The sequence below is a fragment of the Mesorhizobium sp. B2-7-2 genome (assembly GCF_006440775.1).
GTDB lineage: Bacteria > Pseudomonadota > Alphaproteobacteria > Rhizobiales > Rhizobiaceae > Mesorhizobium.
The window spans coordinates 78,655-101,422 of record NZ_VFTZ01000016.1; the positions used below are offsets into that span (position 1 = coordinate 78,655).

Annotated in this window: 16 protein-coding genes and 1 pseudogene; 13 read left to right on the forward strand and 4 right to left on the reverse strand. The window is 62.9% G+C overall.

What is annotated here, in order from left to right:
• The 8 genes from FJ425_RS21210 to FJ425_RS31620 all read left to right on the forward strand — a co-directional run bounded on the left by FJ425_RS21210 (position 1) and on the right by FJ425_RS31620 (position 5,566).
• Positions 1–762 carry a TIGR04290 family methyltransferase gene (locus FJ425_RS21210; protein WP_140725877.1) on the forward strand — a complete coding sequence of 254 codons (762 nt, stop codon included), beginning with the start codon at positions 1–3 and terminating at the stop codon, positions 760–762.
• The gene (locus tag FJ425_RS21215; protein WP_140725880.1) at positions 755–1,690 is read left to right on the forward strand and encodes a beta-xylosidase; all 936 of its coding nucleotides are present in this window, start codon (positions 755–757) and stop codon (positions 1,688–1,690) included. The genes FJ425_RS21210 and FJ425_RS21215 overlap by 8 nt, the downstream gene beginning before the upstream one ends.
• 18 nt (positions 1,691–1,708) lie before the next feature.
• Entirely contained in the window at positions 1,709–2,770 is a 1,062-nt protein-coding gene (locus tag FJ425_RS21220) for a glycosyltransferase family 4 protein (protein WP_140725882.1), read from the forward strand.
• On the forward strand, positions 2,770–3,762 hold the full coding sequence (locus tag FJ425_RS21225; RefSeq protein ID WP_140725885.1) for a GNAT family N-acetyltransferase: 993 nt from the start codon (positions 2,770–2,772) through the stop codon (positions 3,760–3,762). The genes FJ425_RS21220 and FJ425_RS21225 overlap by 1 nt, the downstream gene beginning before the upstream one ends.
• The gene (locus FJ425_RS21230) at positions 3,759–4,673 is read left to right on the forward strand and encodes a class I SAM-dependent methyltransferase (RefSeq protein WP_246677972.1); all 915 of its coding nucleotides are present in this window, start codon (positions 3,759–3,761) and stop codon (positions 4,671–4,673) included. Before FJ425_RS21225 ends, FJ425_RS21230 begins: the two co-directional genes overlap by 4 nt.
• Positions 4,674–4,732: 59 nt before the next feature.
• The gene (locus tag FJ425_RS21235; protein ID WP_140725913.1) at positions 4,733–4,951 is read left to right on the forward strand and encodes a hypothetical protein; all 219 of its coding nucleotides are present in this window, start codon (positions 4,733–4,735) and stop codon (positions 4,949–4,951) included.
• 144 nt (positions 4,952–5,095) lie between these two features.
• On the forward strand, positions 5,096–5,281 hold the full coding sequence (locus FJ425_RS21240) for a hypothetical protein (protein WP_140725888.1): 186 nt from the start codon (positions 5,096–5,098) through the stop codon (positions 5,279–5,281).
• A gap of 123 nt (positions 5,282–5,404) precedes the next feature.
• Positions 5,405–5,566 carry a hypothetical protein gene (locus FJ425_RS31620; RefSeq protein ID WP_181165011.1) on the forward strand — a complete coding sequence of 54 codons (162 nt, stop codon included), beginning with the start codon at positions 5,405–5,407 and terminating at the stop codon, positions 5,564–5,566.
• 14 nt (positions 5,567–5,580) lie between these two features.
• On the opposite strand, the gene FJ425_RS21245 is transcribed toward FJ425_RS31620, so the two are convergent.
• Positions 5,581–6,141: a sigma-70 family RNA polymerase sigma factor gene (locus FJ425_RS21245; protein ID WP_140542295.1), complete on the reverse strand. Its 561-nt coding sequence runs from the start codon at positions 6,139–6,141 to the stop codon at positions 5,581–5,583.
• Positions 6,142–6,294: 153 nt separating this feature from the next.
• Entirely contained in the window at positions 6,295–8,220 is a 1,926-nt protein-coding gene (locus FJ425_RS21250) for an APC family permease (protein ID WP_140725890.1), read from the reverse strand.
• 337 nt (positions 8,221–8,557) lie between these two features.
• Here FJ425_RS21250 and FJ425_RS21255 point away from each other — a divergent pair, with 337 nt between their 5' ends.
• Positions 8,558–9,733 (forward strand): Fic family protein, encoded by a 1,176-nt coding sequence (locus FJ425_RS21255; RefSeq protein WP_140725893.1) that lies wholly within the window; start codon positions 8,558–8,560, stop codon positions 9,731–9,733.
• A gap of 202 nt (positions 9,734–9,935) precedes the next feature.
• Positions 9,936–10,148 (forward strand): hypothetical protein, encoded by a 213-nt coding sequence (locus FJ425_RS21260; protein WP_181175998.1) that lies wholly within the window; start codon positions 9,936–9,938, stop codon positions 10,146–10,148.
• A gap of 137 nt (positions 10,149–10,285) precedes the next feature.
• On the opposite strand, the gene FJ425_RS21265 is transcribed toward FJ425_RS21260, so the two are convergent.
• Positions 10,286–11,935 carry a winged helix-turn-helix domain-containing protein gene (locus FJ425_RS21265; protein WP_140725896.1) on the reverse strand — a complete coding sequence of 550 codons (1,650 nt, stop codon included), beginning with the start codon at positions 11,933–11,935 and terminating at the stop codon, positions 10,286–10,288.
• A 228-nt stretch (positions 11,936–12,163) separates the two neighbouring features.
• Between FJ425_RS21265 and FJ425_RS21270 the strand changes: the two genes are divergently transcribed.
• The 3 genes from FJ425_RS21270 to FJ425_RS21280 all read left to right on the forward strand — a co-directional run bounded on the left by FJ425_RS21270 (position 12,164) and on the right by FJ425_RS21280 (position 21,510).
• Positions 12,164–19,972 (forward strand): autotransporter-associated beta strand repeat-containing protein, encoded by a 7,809-nt coding sequence (locus FJ425_RS21270; protein ID WP_181175999.1) that lies wholly within the window; start codon positions 12,164–12,166, stop codon positions 19,970–19,972.
• Positions 19,973–20,125: 153 nt separating this feature from the next.
• A complete protein-coding gene (locus FJ425_RS21275; RefSeq protein ID WP_181176001.1) occupies positions 20,126–20,851 on the forward strand; it encodes a SapC family protein in 726 nt (241 codons plus the stop codon).
• Complete coding sequence (locus FJ425_RS21280) at positions 20,848–21,510, forward strand: invasion associated locus B family protein (RefSeq protein ID WP_246677974.1); 663 nt, start codon at positions 20,848–20,850, stop codon at positions 21,508–21,510. Before FJ425_RS21275 ends, FJ425_RS21280 begins: the two co-directional genes overlap by 4 nt.
• 353 nt (positions 21,511–21,863) lie before the next feature.
• On the opposite strand, the pseudogene FJ425_RS21285 reads toward FJ425_RS21280, so the two are convergent.
• Positions 21,864–22,085, reverse strand: a pseudogene (locus tag FJ425_RS21285) (Arm DNA-binding domain-containing protein); the annotation flags it as partial.
• Between the last annotated feature and the right edge of the window lie 683 nt (positions 22,086–22,768).

Consider the following 22,768-nt stretch of genomic DNA (forward strand, 5'->3'; position numbering starts at 1 on the left):
ATGCTGCATTCCAGCACGGAAATACGCCGCCGCATCGACGCACTGGGACCGTGGTTCCACAATATGGAGCTTGCGGGCGTGGAAACCGCGCCGGATCATTTCCTCGGCAATTATCCGCTGATCAAATGGCGCAAATTCGCGGATGCCATTCCGACTGACCTTTCGGGAATGTCCGTGCTCGATATCGGCTGCAACGCCGGCTTCTATTCGATCGAGATGAAGAAGCGCGGCGCCGATCGCGTGCTCGGCATCGATTTCGACCAGGCCTACCTCGCCCAGGCGCGCTTCGCCGCCGAGATCGCCGACTGCGATATCGAATTCCGGGAAATGTCCGTCTACGACGTCGGGGCGCTTGGCGAGCGCTTCGACATCGTGCTGTTCATGGGTGTGCTCTACCACCTGCGCCATCCGCTGCTGGCGCTCGACCTGATCCGCGCGCATGTCGCAGGCGACCTGATGATCTTCCAGTCGATGCAGAGGGGCAGCGGGGAAGTCCTGCCGCTCGAACAGAACTACCATTTCTGGACACGCGACCTCTTCGATCAACCTGAATTTCCGAAACTGCACTTCATCGAGCATCGCTATGCGGACGACCCGACCAACTGGTGGATTCCAAACCGCGCCTGCACCGAAGCGATGCTGCGCAGCGCCGGCTTCGAAATCGTGCTGCACCCCGAGGACGAGGTCTATTTCTGCCGTGCGGCGGGCAATCCGTCCGACGGCGCCGCCGTCTATCCCGCGAAAGGAGAGGCCGATGATTGAAGCCGCGATGATCTGGAACGAGCCCAACAACAAATCGCATTGGGATCCCGAGCTCGACCCGGACTGGAGCCGTTTTGCCTCCATGGCAATCCTGGCGGCCGATGCAATCGAGCGGGAAAACCCGGCCGTCACAAAGGTGCTGGGCGGTATTTCGCCGATCGATGCCGGCTTCGTGACGCGCATGAAGGATTTCGGCGTGCTCGACCATGTCGACGCCGTCGCGGTGCATGGCTTCCCGCTCGACTGGAACCTCTGGCAAATCAACGAATGGCCGCAGAAGCTCGGCGAGATCGCCGCCATCACCGATCTGCCGATCTGGGTCAGCGAAGTCGGCGTCTCGACCTTCGGCGCCGAGGAGATCCAGCTCTGGGGCCTGCGCCGCACGGCCGAGCTGCTGCTCGGCATCGCGCCGCGGGTGCAGTGGTACAGCCTCTATGACCTGCCGCGTTCGTGGGAGGCGACGACGCGCCATCGCGAGGCGGAAGGCTCGTCCTATTACAGGCACTTCTACATGGGCCTGCTGCGCGAGGACGGCACGCCCAAGCCGGCGCTCGAGGAGTTCGTGCGCCACACCCCGCAAATGGGTCTGGTACAGTGGTTCCATTTCGAGGACCATCGGCTGGATGATGCCGTTGCCTGGATGCACCGACTGGGCGTGACGCACCTGCGCACTGGCCTGTCCTGGGCGGACAGCTTCCGGCCGAATGCGCTGGACTGGTTCGATCGCCAGATGGAAGCGCTCGCCGACTTCAACGTCACGGTGACCTTCTGCTTCACGCCCGAGCATCGCGGTCTCCAGCCCCACCACACAAGTCCGCCGCAGGTGCCCGAGGAATTCGCCGAATTCTGCGCGGCGATGATCCGCCGCTACGCTCCTGCGATCAGCGACGACATGACACGAACGCGGCGCGTGTCGGCGGCATGGTGAATTCCGGCTCGATCGGCGATGACACTGACTGTCCTCAACGTCGCCTACCCCCTCGCGCCTGTCGGACCGGATGCGGTCGGCGGCGCCGAGCAGGTGCTGTCGGCGCTGGACCGGGCGCTGGTTGAGAAGGGCCACCGGTCGGTTGTCGTTGCCTGCCATGGGTCAAAGACGGCCGGCGTCCTGGTGGAAACACCGGCCGAAGCAGGCGTGCTCGACAAGGCGGCGAAGGACCGGGCCCAGCAGGCGCATCGCGACGCGATCGCGGCCGCCCGAGCGCGCTGGCCTATCGACGTCGTTCACCTCCACGGCATCGACTTCGACGCCTATCTGCCCACCGACGGCCCAACCCTGGTGACGTTGCACCTGCCGCTGGGCTGGTATCCCTCCGAAGTGCTTGCGCCGTCGCGCGAGGACCTGTGGCTGCACGCGGTCTCAGAGGCGCAGCACAGGACGGCGGCGGCAGGGTCGAGACTTGCGAAGCCTATTCCGAACGGCGTCGATATCGATGCGCTGAACGAGCCCCGGTTGCGACGCAATTTCGCTTTGGTGCTCAGCCGCATCTGTCCCGAAAAGGGCATCCATCTCGCAATCCAGGCAGCCAGGCGCGCCGGCGTTCCCCTGGCGATCGCCGGCCAAGTCTATCCCTACGAGACCCATTTGCGCTATTTCGCCGACGAGGTCCGTCCCCGTCTCGATCGGCAGCGACGTTTTCTCGGGCCGCTGGGGTTTCGCGCCAAACGGCGGCTGCTCAACGCCGCCCGCTGCCTGGTCGTCCCCAGCCTTGCCGCCGAAACAAGCTCGCTTGTCGCGATGGAGGCGCTTGCCTGCGGCACGCCGGTCGTTGCTTTCCCGAATGGCGCCCTTCCCGATGTCGTCCAGCATGGCAGAACCGGATTTCTGGTCAATGACGTCGAGGAGATGGCTAAGGCCATCGTCCATTCTGGAGCGCTGGACCATGAGACCTGCCGGGCCGAGGCGCGCCGCCGCTTCTCGCTTGAGCGCATGGTCACATCCTACATGGATGCTTACGAAGCGCTGGCGAAGCTTGGCACCCGCCGCGCCTTGCTGGGTACCGCCTGATGCGCGGCCTGCGCACCGAGATCATTCGCGATCCGGGGACGTTCGAGGACCTCGAGCCGTGCTGGTGGCAGCTCTGGGGACGGAGCATCTCGGCCACGCCGTTCCAGTCTCCTGCCTGGCTGATCCCCTGGTGGCGTACATTCGCGCCGGGCGATCTCACGGCAATTGCCGTGTGGAGCGGAGACGAACTCGCCGGACTGGCACCGCTCTATATCGAAAGGCATAATGGCGGTCAGCGCCTGCTCCCCATCGGGATTTCGCTGAGCGACTATCTCGACATTTTGTCCGCGCCGGAACTGGAGGCGGAGACTGAGGCCGCCATAGCCGAAGCGGCGTTGTCGCTGGAATGGTCGCAGTGGATCCTGCCCGATCTCTCGGCCGATGCCATATCGCTGAGCCTTGAGCTGCCGAATGCCGAAGAGCGCCGATCGATGGCGCACGCGGCCTGTCCCGTGCTGTTGCTCGACGGCGATCGGACTCTGGCCCGCTCGGTTCCGGCGAGACGGAGGCGTCAGTTGCGCCGCGCCGAGAGAGCTGCCCGGCGAAGAGGAGCCGTCATTGTCAGCCGCGGCGAATCCGATCCGCAGACATTTCTCGACAGGCTCATCCGACTGCATGGCGCGCGCTGGACCGGCCATGGCGGTGGCGTCCTGTCCGACACGGCTGTGGAATTTCATCGCAGGGCCCTGCCGCGGCTTGCCGATAACGGCCTGGCGCGATGCTTGACGATCCAGATCGACGATGCCGTCGTCGGCGCCTATTACGGTTTTCATCACCGCGACCGGGCCTATGCCTATCTTGGCGGTTTCGATCCGGCCTATGCCGGCGAAAGCCCCGGCGCGATTCTGATCGGGCATGCCATCACCGGAGCCGCCAGCGAGGGCGCGCTGGAGTTCGATTTCCTGCGCGGCAGGGAAGGTTACAAATATGGCTGGGGCGCGAAGGACCGCTGGACGGCGCAGAAGGTGTGGACCAGGAGCGCGTCGCCGTGAACGTCGCGAGCCAACCCGGCGCGATTGCCAGGCGCCTGCTCGAGGATTGCATGACGGACGGCCTTTCCGTCGACAACGCGCTGGCCAGATTGGCCGTTTATACCGACAAGACGACCAGCGCGGCGCAACTGGCGGATATCGCGCTGGACATGCGTCCAAGCCATGCTCCCCGGCGATGCTGGCTGGAGGAGATAGCCACGATGCTTCGTGGCAAGGCGGACGCCTTCGACAAGGTCCGCAGAGCGGCTGCCTGCGTGTCGCATGACCGGCCGGATAGCGAACCGACCGCCATGACCGTCAAACGGCTGGCCGGCAGCTTCGATCGGGCGGCCGCCATATCTCCCGCGGCCAGCGTCCAGTTGTCCTCGCTTGGCGACGAGCACAGGCTGTCGACCACGACCGCCGAAATTGTCTCATGGCTGGAACAGCAGGATTTCCTTGGTGCCCATAAGCACATACTGGACATCGGCTGCGGCATCGGGCGTCTCGGACATGCGCTCGGCACCCACGCAGGACATGTCATCGGCATCGATATCTCGTCGCGGATGATCGAGATCGCGCGCTGGCGATGCGCCGGCCTTGCCAATGTCGAATTTCGCCTGACCTCAGGCCTTGATCTCGGCGATTTCGCCGATGCAAGCTTTGACGGCGTGCTGGCCCTGGACAGTTTTCCTTACCTGGTGCTCGCCGGGGTTGCCGAGCGGCATTTCAGCGAGATCGCGCGCGTGCTGCGGCGGGGAGGAATGGCAGCGATCCTCAACTATTCCTATCGGACATCGCCGGGCATCGATTCCGGCGACATCAGCCGTCTTTCTCAAGCATGCGGCATGGACCTCGTGGTCGACGGCGAAATGCCGTTCGGCAGTTGGGACGGAATGGTCTTCCTTGTCCGTCGTGACGGCGGAACATAACGCACCGGCGGCAGTTCGGTCACCGAACAGTTCCACGCCAGCAGAACATGGAGAAGCAGATGGCATCCGGCGGTAAGAAGCAGATGGGCCGCGGCAGCCAAGGCAAGGGTTCCGGAACCGGAGCCAAGACGACGCTTGCAAAGGACGTGGTCGGCGAGAACGACGTGCTGTCCAACCGGGACAAGAAGCAGCACACCGAGCAACGCGGTCTGGACGGCAACCGGATCAAATCCGATCAGTATCAGGATCACGCTGCGAACCGCCTTCCCAAGGATTGAGCTGATGTTTCCAGATCACCTCTTGCCGCAAAATCCGGGGACAACGGACCGGAAACCCTACAGCCTGCGGCAAGCGCCTTGCATAGGCCGGTCGGCTATGCCTCTGTGAGATTTGAAGGGGCCTCTGTTTGTTAAGAGAATGCCATGTCTCACAGGAGTCAGCGCGACCTTTGCGCCCAGGTTATCCAGAGCTTGGACCAGGAGATCGCATCGCTGCTGAACGCTATCGAGCGGGAGGAGGTCCCTGACCGGCTGACAAGGCTTGCACTCGAACTGCAGAACGCTTTGATCGAAAAGCGCAGAGGCGACATGACCGGTGAGCGCGGCTGAAGATGTCACCAGCAAGGATACGGCATTCCTTGGAGACGGGAAGGCATCGATATCGCCCGCTGTCGCGTGATCGGCGGAACCTTAACATAAGTTAATCGTTGTAGCCGATTGGGGATCATCCCGATGGCTGGCAGAACTCCGGAAGTGGACGAACTCATTCGGCGGCTGGTCGCACAGACGGGCATCACCGAAGCGCAAGCGCTCGAACTTGTTTCTCTGCTCGGCCTGAATTGGGCCTCGTTGATGAGAGAGGCCAAAGTCATGACAGCTGCCCAGCGCCGGTAGGAATTTGGCCGGGCTTAGCGTCTTGCGCCCTCTGTATCCCAATGATTGTCCGAAAGTTGACGTCGTGGCTCGATCAGCGCTTGCGGCGAGCTTTCTCCGAGGAATTCCAGAACGCCGGCACGGGCGCGGTTGAGGCGGCTTTTGACGGTGCCGACAGCGCAACCGCATATTTGCGCGGTTTCTTCGTAGCTTACGCCCAGTACGCCGATCAGCATCAAAACCTCGCGCTGATGGGACGGCAGCTTCTGGATGGCTTGATGCACTTCCCTGCTTTGCACGGACCAATCCTGGGACGGTTCCGAAATCGGCCGGCTGGAGGCGCAGTCGAGCAGCCCGGGCGCCTCCCTGGCCGCCGCTTTGACACGCGTGTAGTGCGTGTTTCGCATGATGGTGAAGAGCCAGGACTTCAGGCGCGTGCCGGGCTCGAATTTGTCCAGGTTGGCGAGCCCCTTGGACAATGTTTCCTGCACAAGATCGTCGGCATCGTCAGGCACGCGACAGAAGGTTCGCGCAAAGGCCCGCAACGCAGGAATGAGATCGACGATGGAGATCTCCTCGGCGCTGGGGTTCGGCAAATTATGCTCTCTGGATGACAATGTTCCGGCCCCAGCAAGTAGAAATTACGCGGTGCAGACTAGGGAGAATGTTTGAGAAATAGGAACGTTCCTGTTTTCCATCGCTCGGCCAAACTTTTGGCGAGGTGGCGTGATCGAACGGAGCGGCAACATTCAACGGGCCGCCTCGATCTTCGGTTCCTCGATATACCAAGGCATGGAAATGATCACGATGTCCGATCCGCCGAACTCGAGCAGTTTGGCGTGCAGTCGGCGAGCGCGCTGCGTATGCAGCATATATTGCCACCAATTGGGCGGCACGACCTCTGGGAGCAGCACTGCAATGGTGCGGCCATCGAACTCGCCGCGCAGCGCCTTGATCTCCTTCAATAACGGCTCGTACATCAGCCGGTAGTCGGCATTGAGGAGAAGCAGGCGTGGCGGGCGCAGGCCGGCCGCCCTCGCCGGCGCTTCCACATCTTGCGACCACCTTCCTCGAATTGCGCGCTCTTCGTCGCTCTCTTCACCCGACAGCCGCGCCACATGGACGGCGATGACATCTCCGGACAGGTGAAAGGCAAAGCTGAGCGCCTTGTCCGCCATCCTGTTCCATTGCTGGGTCACGACAAGAACGACAGGGGGCTCGGTGCTGCTCAAATCGACTTTCCCGGGCTCGCGCAGACTTGCCTCGAGCTGGTCGTAATAGCGCCTCACCAACCGCAGCAGGAGGATCACAACCGGGATGACGATCACCGTGATCCAGGCGCCTTCCCTGAATTTGGCGACGACAATCACGATGAGCGCCAGCGCGGTGACTATCCCGCCGAACGCGTTGATCGCCAGATGCATCCGGTTGCCCGTCCGGTTCGTGTCCTTGGTTGTGCGAAGCGCCCTTACCCAGTGCATCACCATCCCGGTTTGCGACAGCGTGAACGTCAGAAAGGCGCCGATGGCGAAAAGCGGAATCAGATGGTCGGTGATGCCGCCGAACACGGCCAGCAGCAGTCCCGCCGACGAGGCGAGGTAAAGGATGCCGATCGAGAAAACGAGCCGGCGGCCAACCATGGCGAAAGGCTTGGGAAGATACCCGTCTTCCGCCACCATGCGGCAAAGACGGGGGAAATCGACGAAACTTGTATTGGCCGAAAGCGCCAGCACGCAAAGCAGGCTACCGATGGCGACATAGTAGAAGACCCCGTCGCCAACCACGGCATGCGCAAGTTGCGACAGCACGCTCTGATAGCCGTCCTTCTCCTGATCCATCGCACCGATACCGTAGCGTGCCGACAGGAAGGCGATGCCGCCGAGCAGCAGTCCAAGGATCAGACAGATCGCCGCCAGCGTGCGCCGGCCGTGCCTGACGGGTGGATCCTTGAATGCGGTCATGCCGTTGCTGACCGCCTCTACGCCGGTCATCGCCGTGCAGCCGCTGGCAAAGGCGTGCATCAAGAGGAGCAGGCTTACCGTTTCGGACGGCTGCTGCAGGGGCGGCGGTGGAATTGCCGGCACCGGCTGACCGCCGGAGGTAAGCGTCTTCGAGACGCCGATCGCCAGGATCGCCAGGAAGCTCGCAACGAACAGATAGGTTGGCAAGGCAAACAACCGCCCGGCATCGAGCGTGCCGCGCAGGTTGACGACGGTCACCAAAAGCAGGATCCCGAGGCAGATCCAAAGCGTGTAGGCATGCAGCGAAGGCAGCGCCGACACCAGCGCGCCGACGCCGGCAGAGATGCCTACGGCGACATTGAGCACGTAGTCGACCATCAGCGCGGCGGCGGCGAGCAGGCTGGCGTTGCGGCCAAGATTTTCGCGCGAGACGATATAAGCGCCCCCATTGCTGGGGTAAGCGGCGATGGTCTGGCGGTAAGAAAGATAAAGGACCGCGAGCAAACCGACTATGGCGCCCATGATCGGACCGATATGGCCGAGACCCGCCGCGCCGAGCGGGATCAGGATCGTGAGCGCCGCTTCCGGCCCATAGGCCGACGAACCCAGCCCATCGAGGCCCATTGCCGGCACGCCCTCGAACACGCCGATCTTGCGTTGCGACTGTTCCTGATTTGCCAGGCGGCGGCCGAGAATCCAGCCCAGTATCGACATGTCGTTGTCCCGGGAAACTTCTCCCGAATAGCGCGGGAAGAAGAATGTTCCTCGACTGCGACTTCGGACCCGGAGTGCAGGCGGGAATGCGCCGGTCGCTAGGAGTCACCGGTTCCCGTTGCTGGAGAGCGACCGAGCGCAGCGATGGAACTCTATCGAGTGGCCTCTGGGATCGCCCAATCTCTTTTCGTGCTATCCACGCAAACTCTAAGAACGATTTCTTGACTAACGGCTTCCGCTAGTAAAGAGTGAGTTCCTAGTGGGCTGGTAGGGAACGTGAGCGTTCCTTGCATGCGGACGTTGAAACGACGTCATCCCTGGGGCGAGCTCCCAAGACATGCCGAAGCGCACAACAGGCCGATACGCAAACGTGACCGCAGGCGGCGAAAAGATCGATGCCTTCGTTCCCTTCGATCTGCCGCCTGCGCGGCCGGCGCTCGCCATCGACGCAAAGCTTGAACATCGCCTTGGGCAGGCCGAGCAGGCGCTTGTCCGGCTCGATCTGGCGGGCGAGATGGTGCCTTCGCTCGACTGGTTCATATACGCCTTCGTACGCAAGGAGGCGGTGATCTCGTCGCAGATCGAGGGCACGCAAGCATCGCTCGTCGACCTTCTCGCCTTTGAAGCCGAGGATCAGCCCCAACCCAACGCCGATGTCGAGGAGGTTACAAACTACCTCGATGCGCTTGCCTACGCGCGTGGTCAGCTCGCGTCGAAACGTGGTCTGCCGCTCTCGCTACGGCTTTTGAATGAAGCCCATAAGCGATTGATGCGTGGCGTGCGCGGCGGTAGCAAGCAACCTGGAGAAATACGCCGCAGCCAGAACTGGATTGGCGGAAGCCGGCCCGGGAACGCGGTCTATATTCCCCCGCCCTCCGAGAAACTCTCGCAACTTCTCAGTTCCTTCGAGAAGTACATCCATGCCGACGACCGGCTGCCAAAACTCGTGCGCGCGGGCCTCCTGCATGCGCAGTTCGAAACCATTCACCCCTATCTCGATGGCAATGGACGAATCGGACGGCTGATGATCGCCCTCCTACTGGAGCACTGGGGATTATTGAAGGCGCCGCTCCTCTATATCAGCCTCTTCTTCAAGCGTCACCGCGAAGAGTACTACCGGCGCCTCAATGTCGTGCGGCTGGAAGGCGACTGGGAGGGCTGGATCGACTTCTTTCTCGATGGCGTGGCAACGATCGCCGATGAAGCCGTCGTCTCGGCCCGCGAATTGTTCAACCTCGTCAGTACGGATCGCACGCGGCTGCTCGGTGTGGAATCAGCATCCGTTTCCGCTCTCCGATTATTCGAGCGACTTCCGCGTCATCCGATCGTGACCGTCGCATCGGCGATGAAACTCCTCGAGACAAGCAAACCGACCGCGACTCGCGCAATCGAAGTGCTAGCCGGGATTGATATCCTCGTGGAAACGACAGGGAAGAAGCGCGACCGCAGCTTCGCATATCGAGCCTATATGGAATGTCTGCGAACCGGAACGGAACTGGATCTCAGTCGCTGAGCAGCGACTGTTCTGGATCAACTACGCTGGGACTGACTCCTAGATTGCGCGCCGGAGAACTCGAGGACTTGTGTCATCGGAGCCCGGTCATGATTTGCAGGCATCGGGTGATGAGTGGAGCGGCAAAGGAAGGGTCCTATGCCAGAGAAAATTGTAATCTCCGCGCCACACAAACAGCGTTTTGGCTGCGCGAAGAACCCAAATGACGATGATCGAATTTTCCCGTTCAATCATCGGTCAGTCGGCACCGCCTTTCGCCGAGGATGCGCTGACCTTGGCATCCAGGACCTTCATTTTCATGACTTGCGGCATTAAGGAACGAGCCGCCTGTTTGAAGCTGGGTTCACAATTCAACAGGTCGCGCTGGTCACAGGCCACAAAGATTGGAAGGTGCTACGACGATACACGCATCTAAAGCCGGAGATGCTTCATACTATCCAGGTGAAGAAGGCTGCGTAGTTTGAGGTGCGAGGGCCGACAACGCTAGTTCTAGGAGATGGCCGACGACTTCAGCTCGCCCACACTTGTTGTCCTTACGACTTCTGCGTAGCGCTATTTCTCCGGCAACCCGGCCGCCACCATCAGGCTCACGATCCGTTCGGAAGCCTTGAGATACACCGGGCTGGTGTTTTTGGTCGGCGCCGGCACATTGAGCGCGGTCGAGCCGGGCCTTAGCTCAAGGGCCTTGGTCATCGTCGCCCGGGCTTCGGCGACGCGGCCCAATTGCTGATAGGCGGCGGCCAACAGCAGATGCGTGCGCCCGCTGGCCGACGTGATCGCGATCGACCGTTGCAGCCAGGGCAAGGCGTCTTCGGCGCGACTCATGAGCAGATAGGTGAAACCTGCCCCGATCGCCCAGGTCCAGCGCGCGACCGAGGGCGTATCGAAGCTGTCCGCCTGCTTGAACGTGGCGAGCGCGTCGTCGAAGCGGCCGAGGAAAACCTGGGACAGCCCGATGAGGTACAGCGCGATCCCATCCCATGGATCGCGAGCGAGCACCTTGCCGCATGCCACCAGACTTTCGACGAACCGGTTTGTCGTCGACAGATACCGGCAATGCGCTTCCAGCACCGGGATGTAGTCGGGCTGCGCGCGCAACGCGCGCGCCATGATCGCCCCGATGCTGGTCTCGACCGTCTCTCGCTCGTCGGCGGGAAACCAGGCCATCTGAATGCCGCGGAGCTGAAACGCCGCCAGCGCGACCTGCAAATCGATATTGTCGGCGTCGTCGGCAAGGGCTTTTTCCAGCATCGCCTGCGCGGCTCGAAAGCGTTCCGGCGTCGTCTGGTTGATCGAGGCCGTCGCCTGCTCGATGGCGACCTTGGCGGCGCCGGACGGCACGCCTTCGGTCAGGCGTTCATCAGTATTCTGAAGCGCATTGATGCGTACCGCCAGCGCGTGGCCCATGCCGGCGGTCAGGCGGGTCTGCTGACGTTGCGCATCGGCGTCGGCCAGATCAACGGAGAGCGATGTTGTCCATTTGACCGCGCCGGTTGCCGGTTCGGTCATGCGCGCGCGCAAATTCCACGCGGTTGCTGCCTTCTCCAGCTCGCTGCTGACGACGTAATCGACGCCCTTCGCGGCGTCGGAAGGAACCACCACGCGGATCGCGTCGATTTTCGCGAGTCCGTCGGTCAGATCGCGGGTGACGTCCGCCGCCATCCGGGCGGTCTGCGGGTCGTCGCCCGCCGCCATGGGCATCACGGCGACGGTCACGGGCGAGCCCGCGAGGAATCGGGGGAGCCATGTCGCTGCCGCCAAAGCCGACGCGCCGAGCCCCGCCATAGCCACAAGGACGGCGCGGCGCCGCATGCTGAAACCGTGCCGATTCGGGCTCGGCTCGCTTTGTGTTTCGGGCTCGATCGCCGGGCTGGCTTGTTCCGGCGCGTCCGTATCCGTCGTGTCCGTCACCTCGGCCGCGAACAGGTAGCCACGGCCAGATATCAGCTTGATCCTCTGTCGCTGATCGTCGCCCAGCGCGGTGCGAATCTCGCGGATTGACTGGAATAGGCTGTCCTCGCCGATATGGACGCCTGGCCAGACCGCCTCCATCAACTCCCGCTTGCTGAGGACCCTCCCCGCATTGAAGGCGAAAAACGTCAACATTTCGAGGCTTCTCGGCCGAATTTTGATGACGTCTCCGTCTGGCCCTCGCAGTTCGGCCAGTTGCCGGTCCAGTTCAAAATCTAAAAATCGCAACACGCGGCACTTTACCCCCTCCGAAACGGCAAACCGCCGCAAAACTATGTCTAGGTACTATAAAGCGTGGCGGAAGGCGCCATATTCAGAAAATAACGGAAAGATTCAGAACCTAGCAGCGGTCGATTCAGGACGTTTCCGACGTGCGGTGCCAGAAAGGGACGGGAATGACGTAGGGCGGGGATGAATCGAAATCCGGCGGCCGCGCGTCTCTTTCTGGGCCGGGGAACCATGGATTCAAGAACAGTTTCGACTTCCGCGCGCGCCGTTGCTTCATCGCGCAACGTCACTTGGCACCGCACAGCGTCATTACGCGACCTGTTACGCGCCGCATTGCTGGCTTCGACGGCGCTGACGGTCGCCGCCTATTTGGCTCCGGCGCAGGCGCAGGACGCGACCTGGCTCGCCAGCCCGGCCGACGGCAATTACAATAACGACGCCAACTGGAGTTCCGGCACCGCGCCGGACGGCACGGCCACGTTCGACGCTTCGTCCGTTACCAGCCTGACGATTTCCGTCAATACCACCCTGGGCGGCTGGACGTTCGATCCGGGCGGCCCGGATTATGATTTCAGCAACGGCAGCGTCCTCGCTTTCAACGGCGCCGGCATCGTTGCCAACGGCGGCAGCGTCGCCATTGCCAACCACGGCGGCCTATATTTCTACGGCAACAGCAGCGCCGGCAGCGCCGCCATCACTAACAGCGGCTACCTAGCTTTCTACGACAACAGCACGGCCGGCGGCGCCACCATCACCAACACCTCCATTCTGGATTTCAACAACGCCAGCACGGCGGGCAACGCCGTCATCACCAACAACAGCAACCTGTATTTCTACGACAACAGCGCGGCGGGCAGCGCCGCCATCACCAACAACGGCAACCTGTTCTTCTACGGCACCAGTACGGCGGGCAACGCCGCCGTCACCAACGACAATTACCTGTCTTTCAACAACGCCAGCACGGCGGGCAACGCCGCCATCACCAACGCCAGCTATAGCCGTCTGTATTTCTACGACACCAGCACGGCCGGCAATGCCGCCATCATCAACAACTACGACCTGACTTTCTGGGACGCCAGCACGGCGGGCAACGCCGCCATCACCAACGCCAGCAATGGCTATCTGTATTTCTACAACACCAGTACGGCGGGCAACGCCGCCGTCACCAACAATTCGGGCGGCAACGTCGATTTTTCGTACAGCACCGGCCCGAACGGCGACCACAAGCTAAGCGCCGGGTCGATCGCGGGGCCCGGCAGCTATATCCTCGGCGCGAACGAACTGACGGTCGGCTCGAACGATCTCTCGACCGAGGTGAGCGGCGAAATTTCAGGCGCGGGCGGTTCGCTGGTCAAGGTGGGAACCGGCACGCTGACCCTGTCGGGAAGCAATACCTACACCGGCGGCACCGCGATCAACGGCGGCACCTTGCAGCTCGGCAACGCCGGCAGCGTCGGCACGATCATGGGCGCGATCACGCTGGGATCCGGCGGCAGGTTCGATGTCGTCAACGCCGACACCAGCGGCATCGCCAGCCTGACCAACGCGGGCGGCATCGTCAATATCGGCGATGACAACATGCTCGCCGGGACGATTTCCAACACCGGCGCGGGCCAAATCAATCTGGGCGCGCGCGCCACCCTCTACGACACTGGCAGCGTGCTGAACAACGACGCCACCATCAATGTCGGCACCGACGGCATCGTCATGAGCAATGGCGACATCAACAACAACGCCGGCGGTGTCATCAACTTCAACGGCGCCGGCGGCACGGCGCAACTGTCGCCCGTGAGCAGCGTCTACAACAGCGGCCAGATCAATGTCATCGGCGGCGACGTCCGGCTGGGGTTGAGCTATTTCAACAATCAGAGCGGCGGCAGCGTCTCGCTCATCGGCGGTGACATGTCGTGGGTGAACGATTTCACCAATTCCGCCGGGGCGACACTGACCGTCGGCGCGGGCCGCACGCTCGATGTGCAGTATTTCGACTTCTATGGCGGCACCGCCACCGGTGCGGGCACGATCAAGTCCTCGAGCGGCATCTACATCTGGGGCCCCGGCACGATCGGCACGACGCTGGCCGGCACGGCGTCCTTGGCCAAGGGCGGTCCCGGCACGACGGTTCTCACGGGCGCGCACACCTACACCGGCGGCACCACGATCAACGCCGGCACGTTACAACTCGGCGATTCGAACACGGCCGGCGCGATCCTGGGCGCGGTGAACGTGGCGGGCTATAGCGGCACGTTCGATGTCGTCAACGCCGACACCAACGGCATCACCAGCATCACAAACAGCGGCACGACGAATTTCCGCAACGGCACCAGCGCAGGCAGCGCCGTCATCACCAACAACGGCAACCTGTATTTCTACGACAACAGCACGGCAGGCAGCGCCACCGTTGCCAACACCGGCGACCTGTCTTTCAGCGACGACAGCACGGCCGGCAGCGCCACCATCGCCAACAACGGCAACCTGTATTTCTGGGACACCAGCACGGGTGGCAGCGCCACCATCGCCAACAACGGCAACCTGTCTTTCCACGGAAGCAGCACGGCGGGCAACGCGACCATCACCAACAGCAGCTCCATGATTTTCGTCGACAGCAGCACAGCCGGCAACGCCACCATCATCAACAACGACGGCCTGTCTTTCGGCGGCAGCAGCACGGCGGGCGGCGCCGTCATTACCACCAACGCCGTCCTGTCTTTCTTCGACAACGGCACGGCGGGCGACGCCGCCATCACCAACAACGCCGGCGTGTATTTCTACAACAGCAGCACGGCCGGCAATGCCACCATCGCCAACAACTACGGCCTGTATTTCTTGGACGCCAGCACGGCGGGAAACGCCGCCATCACCAACGGCAATTCGAGCAGCGAGGTCGATTTCTCGACCAGCACCGGCCCGAACGGCGACGGCAAGCTGAGCGCGGGGTCGATCGCGGGGCCCGGCAGCTATATCCTCGGCGCCAACGAGCTGACGGTCGGCTCGAACGATCGCTCGACCGAGGTAAACGGCGTCATTTCGGGCACCGGCGGTTCGCTGGTCAAGACCGGAACGGGCACGCTGACCCTGTCGGGAGCCAACACCTATAATGGCGGCACCACGATCAACGGCGGCATCCTGCAACTCGGCAATGGCGGCGGCACTGGCTCGATCCTCGGCGATGTCGTCAACAACGGCGTGCTCGCCTTCAACCGCTCCGATGTGGCAATCTTCTCCGGCGTCATCTCGGGCAGTGGCGCTGTCCGGCAGATCGGTGGGGGCACGACGATCCTCACCGGCGACAACACCTATACCGGCGGCACCACGATCGCGGGCGGCACGCTCCAGATCGGCAACGGCGGCGGCACCGGCTCGATCCTCGGCAACGTCGTCAACGACGGCGTGCTCACCTTCAACCGTACCGGGACGCTGACGCTTGCCGGCGACATCTCGGGCAGCGGCGCGGTGCGGCAGATCGGCTTGGGCACCACGGTCCTGACGGGCACCAACAGCTATTCCGGCGACACCCTGGTCACCGATGGCCGGTTGCAGTTCGGCGGCAGCGGCAACACGCTCGGCGGCAACCTCATCGTGGCCGGCGGCACGCTGGCGATCCAGACGCCGGCGACCGTAAGCGTCGCGCAGGCTGTGATCTTCGGCGACAACACCGCGCTGTCGATCGTCGCCGGCGCGAACGGTCCGGCGCTGTCGGCCAACAGTGTCACGATCGGCAACGACGTCGCGTTGAACATCAGCGGCATCGACGACGCGAGCCAGCTCGACAAGGTGCTGATTAACACGACGTCCGGCATCAGCGGCGACTTCGATACCGTCACCGTCGGCGGCTTCAGCGGCACGGTGGATTATCTCACGGTCTCCACCCGCAAGTCGGCCAACAATCTGCAATATCTCGCCAGCTACGGCCTGAGCTGGACGGCGAACAACAGTCTGGCTCACGGCACGTTCACGCTGACCAACCCGTCCGACAGCTTCACGGTCGGGGCGGTGCTCGCCGATCAGACCGCCAACCCCGTCACCGGCTGGAACGGCGCCGCGCTGACCAAGGCCGGTCTCGGCACGCTGGTCCTGACCGCGGCCAACACCTACACCGGCGGCACCACGATCGCGGACGGCACGCTGCAACTCGGCGATTCGACCACAGCCGGCTCGATTCTGGGCGCCGTCACCGTGGGCTCAAGCGGCACGTTCGATGTGGTCAACGCCGACACCGGCGGCATCACCGGCATCACGAATGCCGGCACGACGAATTTCCGCAACGGCACCAGCGCCGGCAGCGCCGCCATCGTCAACAGCGGCCTCCTGACTTTCAACGACGACAGCACGGCGGGCAATGCCACCGTCACCAACTACGGCAGCCTGTATTTTTACAACACCAGCACGGGAGGCAATGCCGGCATCACCAATGCCAGCAATGGCCACCTGGCATTCTTCGACACCAGCACGGCGGGCAACGCCACCATCGCCAACAGCGGCGCTCTGTATTTCCAGGGCAACAGCACGGCTGGCAGCGCCGCCATCACCAACAACGGCGCCATGGCCCTCTACGACAGCAGCACAGCGGGCAGCGCCGACATCACCAACTACGGCTACCTGACTTTCTACGACACCAGCACGGCGGGCAATGCCGGCATCACCAACGCCAGCAATGGTTACCTGGCATTCTACGACACCGGCACGGCGGGCAGCGCCGCCATCACCAACAACGGCGGCCTGTATTTCTACGGCACCAGCACGGCAGGCAGCGCCGCCATCACCAACACCAGTAATGGATCTCTAGCTTTCAACGGCAGCAGCACGGCGGGCAGCGCCGCGATCACCAACAACGGCGGCCTGTATTTCTACGGCACCAGCACGGCGGGCAGCGCCACCATCACCAACAACAGCGCTCTGTATTTCCGGGACGCCAGCACGGCGGGCAACGCCGTCATCACCAACAATGGCTACCTGGCTTTCAACGACAGCGGCACGGCGGGCAACGCCGCCATCACCAACGATCAGGGCGGCACGGTCGATTTCTCAGGCACCACCGGCCCGAACGGCGACTACAAGCTGAGCGCGGGGTCGATCGCGGGGGCCGGTGACTATATTCTCGGCAGCAATGAGCTGACCGTCGGCTCGAACGGGTTTTCGACCGAGGTGAGCGGCGTCATCGCGGGCGCCGGCGGCGCGCTGGTCAAGATCGGCACGGGCACGCTGACCCTCTCCGGCGCGAACAACTCGGTGGGCGCGGTCACGGTCAGCAATGGCACGCTGGCGCTCAGTCAGACCGGCACGTTCAGCGCCACGACCTACACGACGCAGGGCGGCGCGGTCACCGCCATCGGCGGAGCCGCGCAACTCGCCGTGACCGGAGCCTTCACGCAGGATGCCGGCTCGACCCTGAACGTCACCCTTGGTGCGAACCAGCCGATCATCACGGCGGACTCCGCGTCGCTGGGCGGAACCCTGAACATCGCCGGCCTCGCGGCGAGCACATCGACGGCCAGCGCACTGGCAGGCACGCAGTTCACGGTCATCGCGACGACGAACGGCATTTCCGGCGACTTCGCAAACGTCATCATCGGCGGCGCGTCGAACCCGGTCGATTATCTGACGGCGATGGGCCGCAAGAGCGCCGACAATCTCGCCTACAATGTGGGCCTCGGCCTTACCTGGACCGCCGGCGCGGCGCGGGGCAACGGCGCGTTCACGCTGGCGAACGGCACGGACGCCTTCAATGTCGATATGGCGCTGACGAACCAAGCCGGTCCCTTCGCCAGCGGCTGGGACGGCACGAGCCTGACCAAGAACGGCGACGGCACGCTGACGCTCTCGGCAATGAACGCCTATACCGGCTCGACGACGATCAATGGCGGCACGCTGGCGATCACGGCGGCCGGCGGCATCACCTCGGACGTCACCAACAACGCCACGTTCCGGAACGCCGGCACGGTCACGGGCGGCGTGACCAACAATGCCGGCGCGACCTTCACCCAGACGGCGGGCCACGTCTCGAATGGCGTGATCAACTCCGGCACGGTGAACGCCAATGGCGCGCTCAATGGAGCGATCGCCAACAACGCCGGCGGCATCTTCACTATCGGCGGCACGCTGACCGGCGACAGCACGTTCTCCAATGCCAACGGCGCGACCCTTGCGGTGGCTGCAACCGGCGACTACACGCTGGCGGGGCTGCTGACCAACAGCGGCGGCGTCACGATCGCCGCCGGCGGCTCGCTGACGGCGCCCGCCGGCATCCTCAACAAGGCCGGCGGCGCCATCACGAACAACGGCACCGTGGCGGACGCTCTCGACAATGCCGGGCTCGTCACCAATAACGGCGTCTACAACGCCAATGTCGCTTCCAATACCGGCACGATCAGCAATACGGCCGGCGGAATATGGAACGGGAATTTCAACACGGCGGGCGTCGTCAACAATGACGGGACGATCAACGGCAGCCTGACTCAGACCGCGGGAACCACGGCCAACAACGGCACCATCACCGGCGCCGTCGCGGTCTCGGGCGGCCTGTTCACGGGTAGTGGTTCGGTTGGCGGCCTGACGATCGCCAGCGGCGCGACCGTCGCCCCGGGCGTGGCAGGCGGCATCGGCACGATGAGCGTGGCCGGCAACGTCACCTTCGATGCAGGCTCGATCTATCAGGTCACCGTCAACACCGCCGGTCAGGCTAGTCACATCAACGCCACGGGATCGATCGCGATCAATGGCGGCTCGGTCAATGTGCTGGCGGGCTCGGGCAATTACGCGCCCAGCACCACCTACATCATCCTCAGCACGACGACCAATGGCGGCAGGACCGGGACGTTCGACAGCGTCAGCTCCAATCTGGCCTTCCTCACGTCGACGCTCGGCTACGGCGCCAGCGACGTCACTCTGACGATGACCCGCAACAATGTCGACTTCGCCGCCATCGGCATCACGGCGGACCAGATCACCACCGGCGGCGGCATCGAAAGCCTCGGCTTCGGCAATCCGCTCTACAATGCGGTGTTGAACCTCTCGGCTCCGCAGGCGCAATATGCCTTCGACCAGCTCTCGGGCGAGATCCACGCGTCCGCCAAGACCGCGCTGATCGAGGACAGCCGCTTCGTCCGCAGCGCCGTCAACGACCGCATCCGCGCCGCCTTCGACGCAGTCGGTGCCTCGGGCACTGTCACGACCTATGTCGACGGCAAACCGGTGACGGTGAAGGCCAACACCGATCGTTTGGCGGTCTGGGGCCAGGGTTTTGGCTCCTGGGGCCATACCCACGGCGACGGCAACGCCGCGACGCTCAACCGCAAGACCGGCGGCTTCTTCGTAGGCGCCGATGCGCCGGTGTTCGACACCTGGCGCTTCGGCGCGGTCGCCGGTTACAGCCGCACCGATTTCAACGTGAAGGATGGTCATTCCTCGGGCACGAGCGACACCTACCATCTCGGCCTCTATGGCGGCACGGCCTGGGGCGACCTCGCCTTCCGCACCGGCGCTGCTTACACTTGGCATGACGTCTCGACCAATCGCAGCGTCATCTTCCCTGGCTTTGGAGACAGCCTGAAGGGCAAGTACAATGCTGCCACGGCGCAGGTCTTCGGCGAACTCGCCTATGGCTTCAACGCGGGCGGCGCCCGGTTCGAACCTTTCGCCAATCTCGCCTATATGAACCTGCACACGGATGGCTTCACCGAGCGGGGCGGCGCGGCGGCACTGACCAGCGCGGCAGCCAACACCGACGCGACCTTCACGACGCTCGGCCTGCGCGCCTCGACCACGTTCGATCTCGGGGGAACCACGCTGACAGCGAACGGAATGCTCGGCTGGCGTCATGCATTCGGTGACGTGACACCGCTCTCCACCATGCGCTTCGCCAGCGGCGGCGATGCGTTCAGCATCGGCGGGGTTCCGATCACGCGAGATGCCGCCGTGATCGAGGCCGGCATCTCCTACGCCATCACCCCGAACGCCACGTTCGGCATCTCCTATGGCGGCCAGTTCGGTTCGCGAATGTCTGACCAATCGGCCCGCGCAAACTTCAACGTCAGGTTCTGAGGGGAAGCGGTGTGAACGATTAAAGCCTTTCCTCATCCCACGGGCTGAGCACTCACGGCGCATTGCGCCAGTCTGGAACCTGAGTTGACCATGACCGAAAACACACAAGCAAATGCGGTAACACCGCACCTCCCGCTTTTCTACAAGAACCCCGTGCTTCTTCGTTTCAAGGACCATCGCGATGCCGGGCTGGCGCCACTGGCGGGCTTCGGGTTCGCGCGTGAGGCCGTGGCCATTCCGCTCTGCGTCGGCGAATTCGCCATCGCGTTGCGGCACTATCCGATCGTCTTCGCCATCGACGACAATGCCTCGCCAATCGCGCTCGTCGCTATCAAGCGAGATCATAATCTGTTCATCGAGCGCGACGGCTCATGGCGCGCGGGCAGCTACATTCCGGCTTATGTCCGCCGCTATCCCTTCATCGGGACCGAGACGCCGGACAAGGCGGGGCAACTGCTCAGCATCGATCGCGCATCGGGTCGTTTCGTCGGGTCGAGCGCGGACCAGCACAACGCCGAGCGGCTGTTTGACGAGGCGGGTGGACCGACCGCGACCGCGCAATCGGCGATGACATTCTGCCAGGCATACTATGACGATTCCACGAACACTGTCGCCTTCGGGCAGGCGCTCGTCGCCGCGAAGGCACTGACGCCATACCATGTGGACTTCCGGCTGCCCGACGGCTCGCGGCATCAGGTGAACGGGTTCCTGGCCGTGGACGAGAAGGCGTTTCGCGCGCTGCCGGCCGAGACCGTCACGGACTGGAATGCGAGGGGCTGGCTCGATCTCGTGACCCTGCACCTCGCCTCGCTTCAGAGCTTCAAGGGACTTCTCGACCTCAACGCGCAGCGCGCAAACGAACGAAAGGCGCTCGCATGATGAGCAGGAAGATTCGCGTTTACGGCATTTCCGCAGGCACAGTTCTAGCAGTTGCCGCTAGCCTGGCGGTCTACATGGCGCCCGGGGTCGCCATCTCGACACCGAGCCATGCCGCAGCGATCGCCGATAGTCACGACGATCCCGCGCCACAACGCTTTCAGATCGCACAGGCGCAGGCCGGCGGCCAGTCGACCGGCGGGGCTGCCGCATCAGGCCTTCCAGGCGGGGCGTCGTCGCTGAACGAGACCTACAAGGACTGGGTCGTGGCCTGTCAGGTCGCAAACAGCGCCAAGCGTTGCGTCATGTCACAGCAGCAGAAGCAGCAGAACGGCCAGCGTGTCCTTGCTATCGAATTGGCAGCGCCAACCGGCAACACCGTTTCTGGCACGCTGATCCTGCCGTTCGGGCTCGCGCTCGATTCCGGCGTCACCTTCCAGGTCGACGACAAACCGGCGATGCCGCCGCTGCGCTTCCATACCTGCGTGCCCGCCGGGTGCCTCGTCCCCGTCACCTTCGATGCGCCGACGCTGGTGGGGCTGCGCGCCGGCACGGCACTTAAGGTCAAGGCGACGGCTGATGGCGGCGCGGCGGCGCCGTTCTCAATCTCGCTGCAAGGCTTCAGCACCGCCCTCGATCGTGTGGAGGCGCTATCACGTTGAGGTTGATCGAAACCTGAGCAGAGAAGCATGTTTGACGCCATCCGGCATGGTCGACAAGGGCGATTCGGTGACGAAGGAGCGTATGGCGGGCCTAAAGGCGATTCGCCATCAGGCGAAGACCGATGCCGAACGGATGCAGGCGACGCTTGATCGCACCGGCAATCAGAGGATCACCATCGGCATGCTCGATTCGCTTTCCAGCGTGGCGCGTGACCGACTTCGGCTTGAAGGGGCGGCTGCAAGACCTGCGCCGCTTTGGCCGAAAGGGAATTTTCGGAACCGAATATTTCCTGCGCGCGCAGGTCGCGGAATTGTCGGGGACGATCACGGCTCGATACGACATAGACCGAACGTTTCCTTGCGGCCGTACATCGGTCTCTGGCTTCGGACAGACCGATGCCGTCCGGACCGTAGCGCCCGATGGTCAGCGTCTCGCGGCGATCGTTGAGACGGTAGTCGTAGCCGAAGGTAATCAGCCCCGAGGGCGCAACGACGACGTACATACCGTCACGATCCGACAGCTTGTACAATTTCTCTTTTGGTTTCAGCCTCTTAAGCGCAAGATCGGTCAGCATCGGAAAGGCCTTTTCGACGTCCAATCACCTCGTCAAGGCCCTATTTTTACCGTCACGCGAAATACCGTCAATCTTTTCCTGTATTCCTTTTATATCAGTATTTTACGCATCGAATCGCTGCACTGCTTGGCCTTGTGGTGCTGACGATATTTGAAAAGCGACTCGTTGACAAAAATCCAAATACCGTCAGCCGTACCGTCAAATGGTCGCGCTTTGGGGCGATGGGGAGCGGTAGATAGCAGAGATTTTTTATTTCATTTTCAACGAGATAGGACGTCTTTTCGATAGACCGCGAAACACCGCGAAGGACGCCGGGTCATTCCCACTCGATGATCAACCGGACCTTCAACACACTGGTTTTGCAGTCCAATTGCTGCCATAAATTTCCTAATACCGTTCCAAATACCGTCGGATTCTTACGCTGTTGAAAAGGCTACAACAATGTAGTCGCTGTCGCGGCATGCATCCTTTTGACTGCATCATTTCCGTAGCGATTTCGCAGCGCCAAACAGAATGGCGCGTGGGCGCCATTTCCGCCAGCGGATGCGGTAAGCAAACCGACACAGGACAGCGGCTGCTTGGTTTCGCATCCGTTTGGCCCACCGAGCACCGGCGAATTTGCACAATTCGACTGTAGACGACTTTGGACTATTCGCAGCCAGTTGGCGAATGGCCGCAGTCGG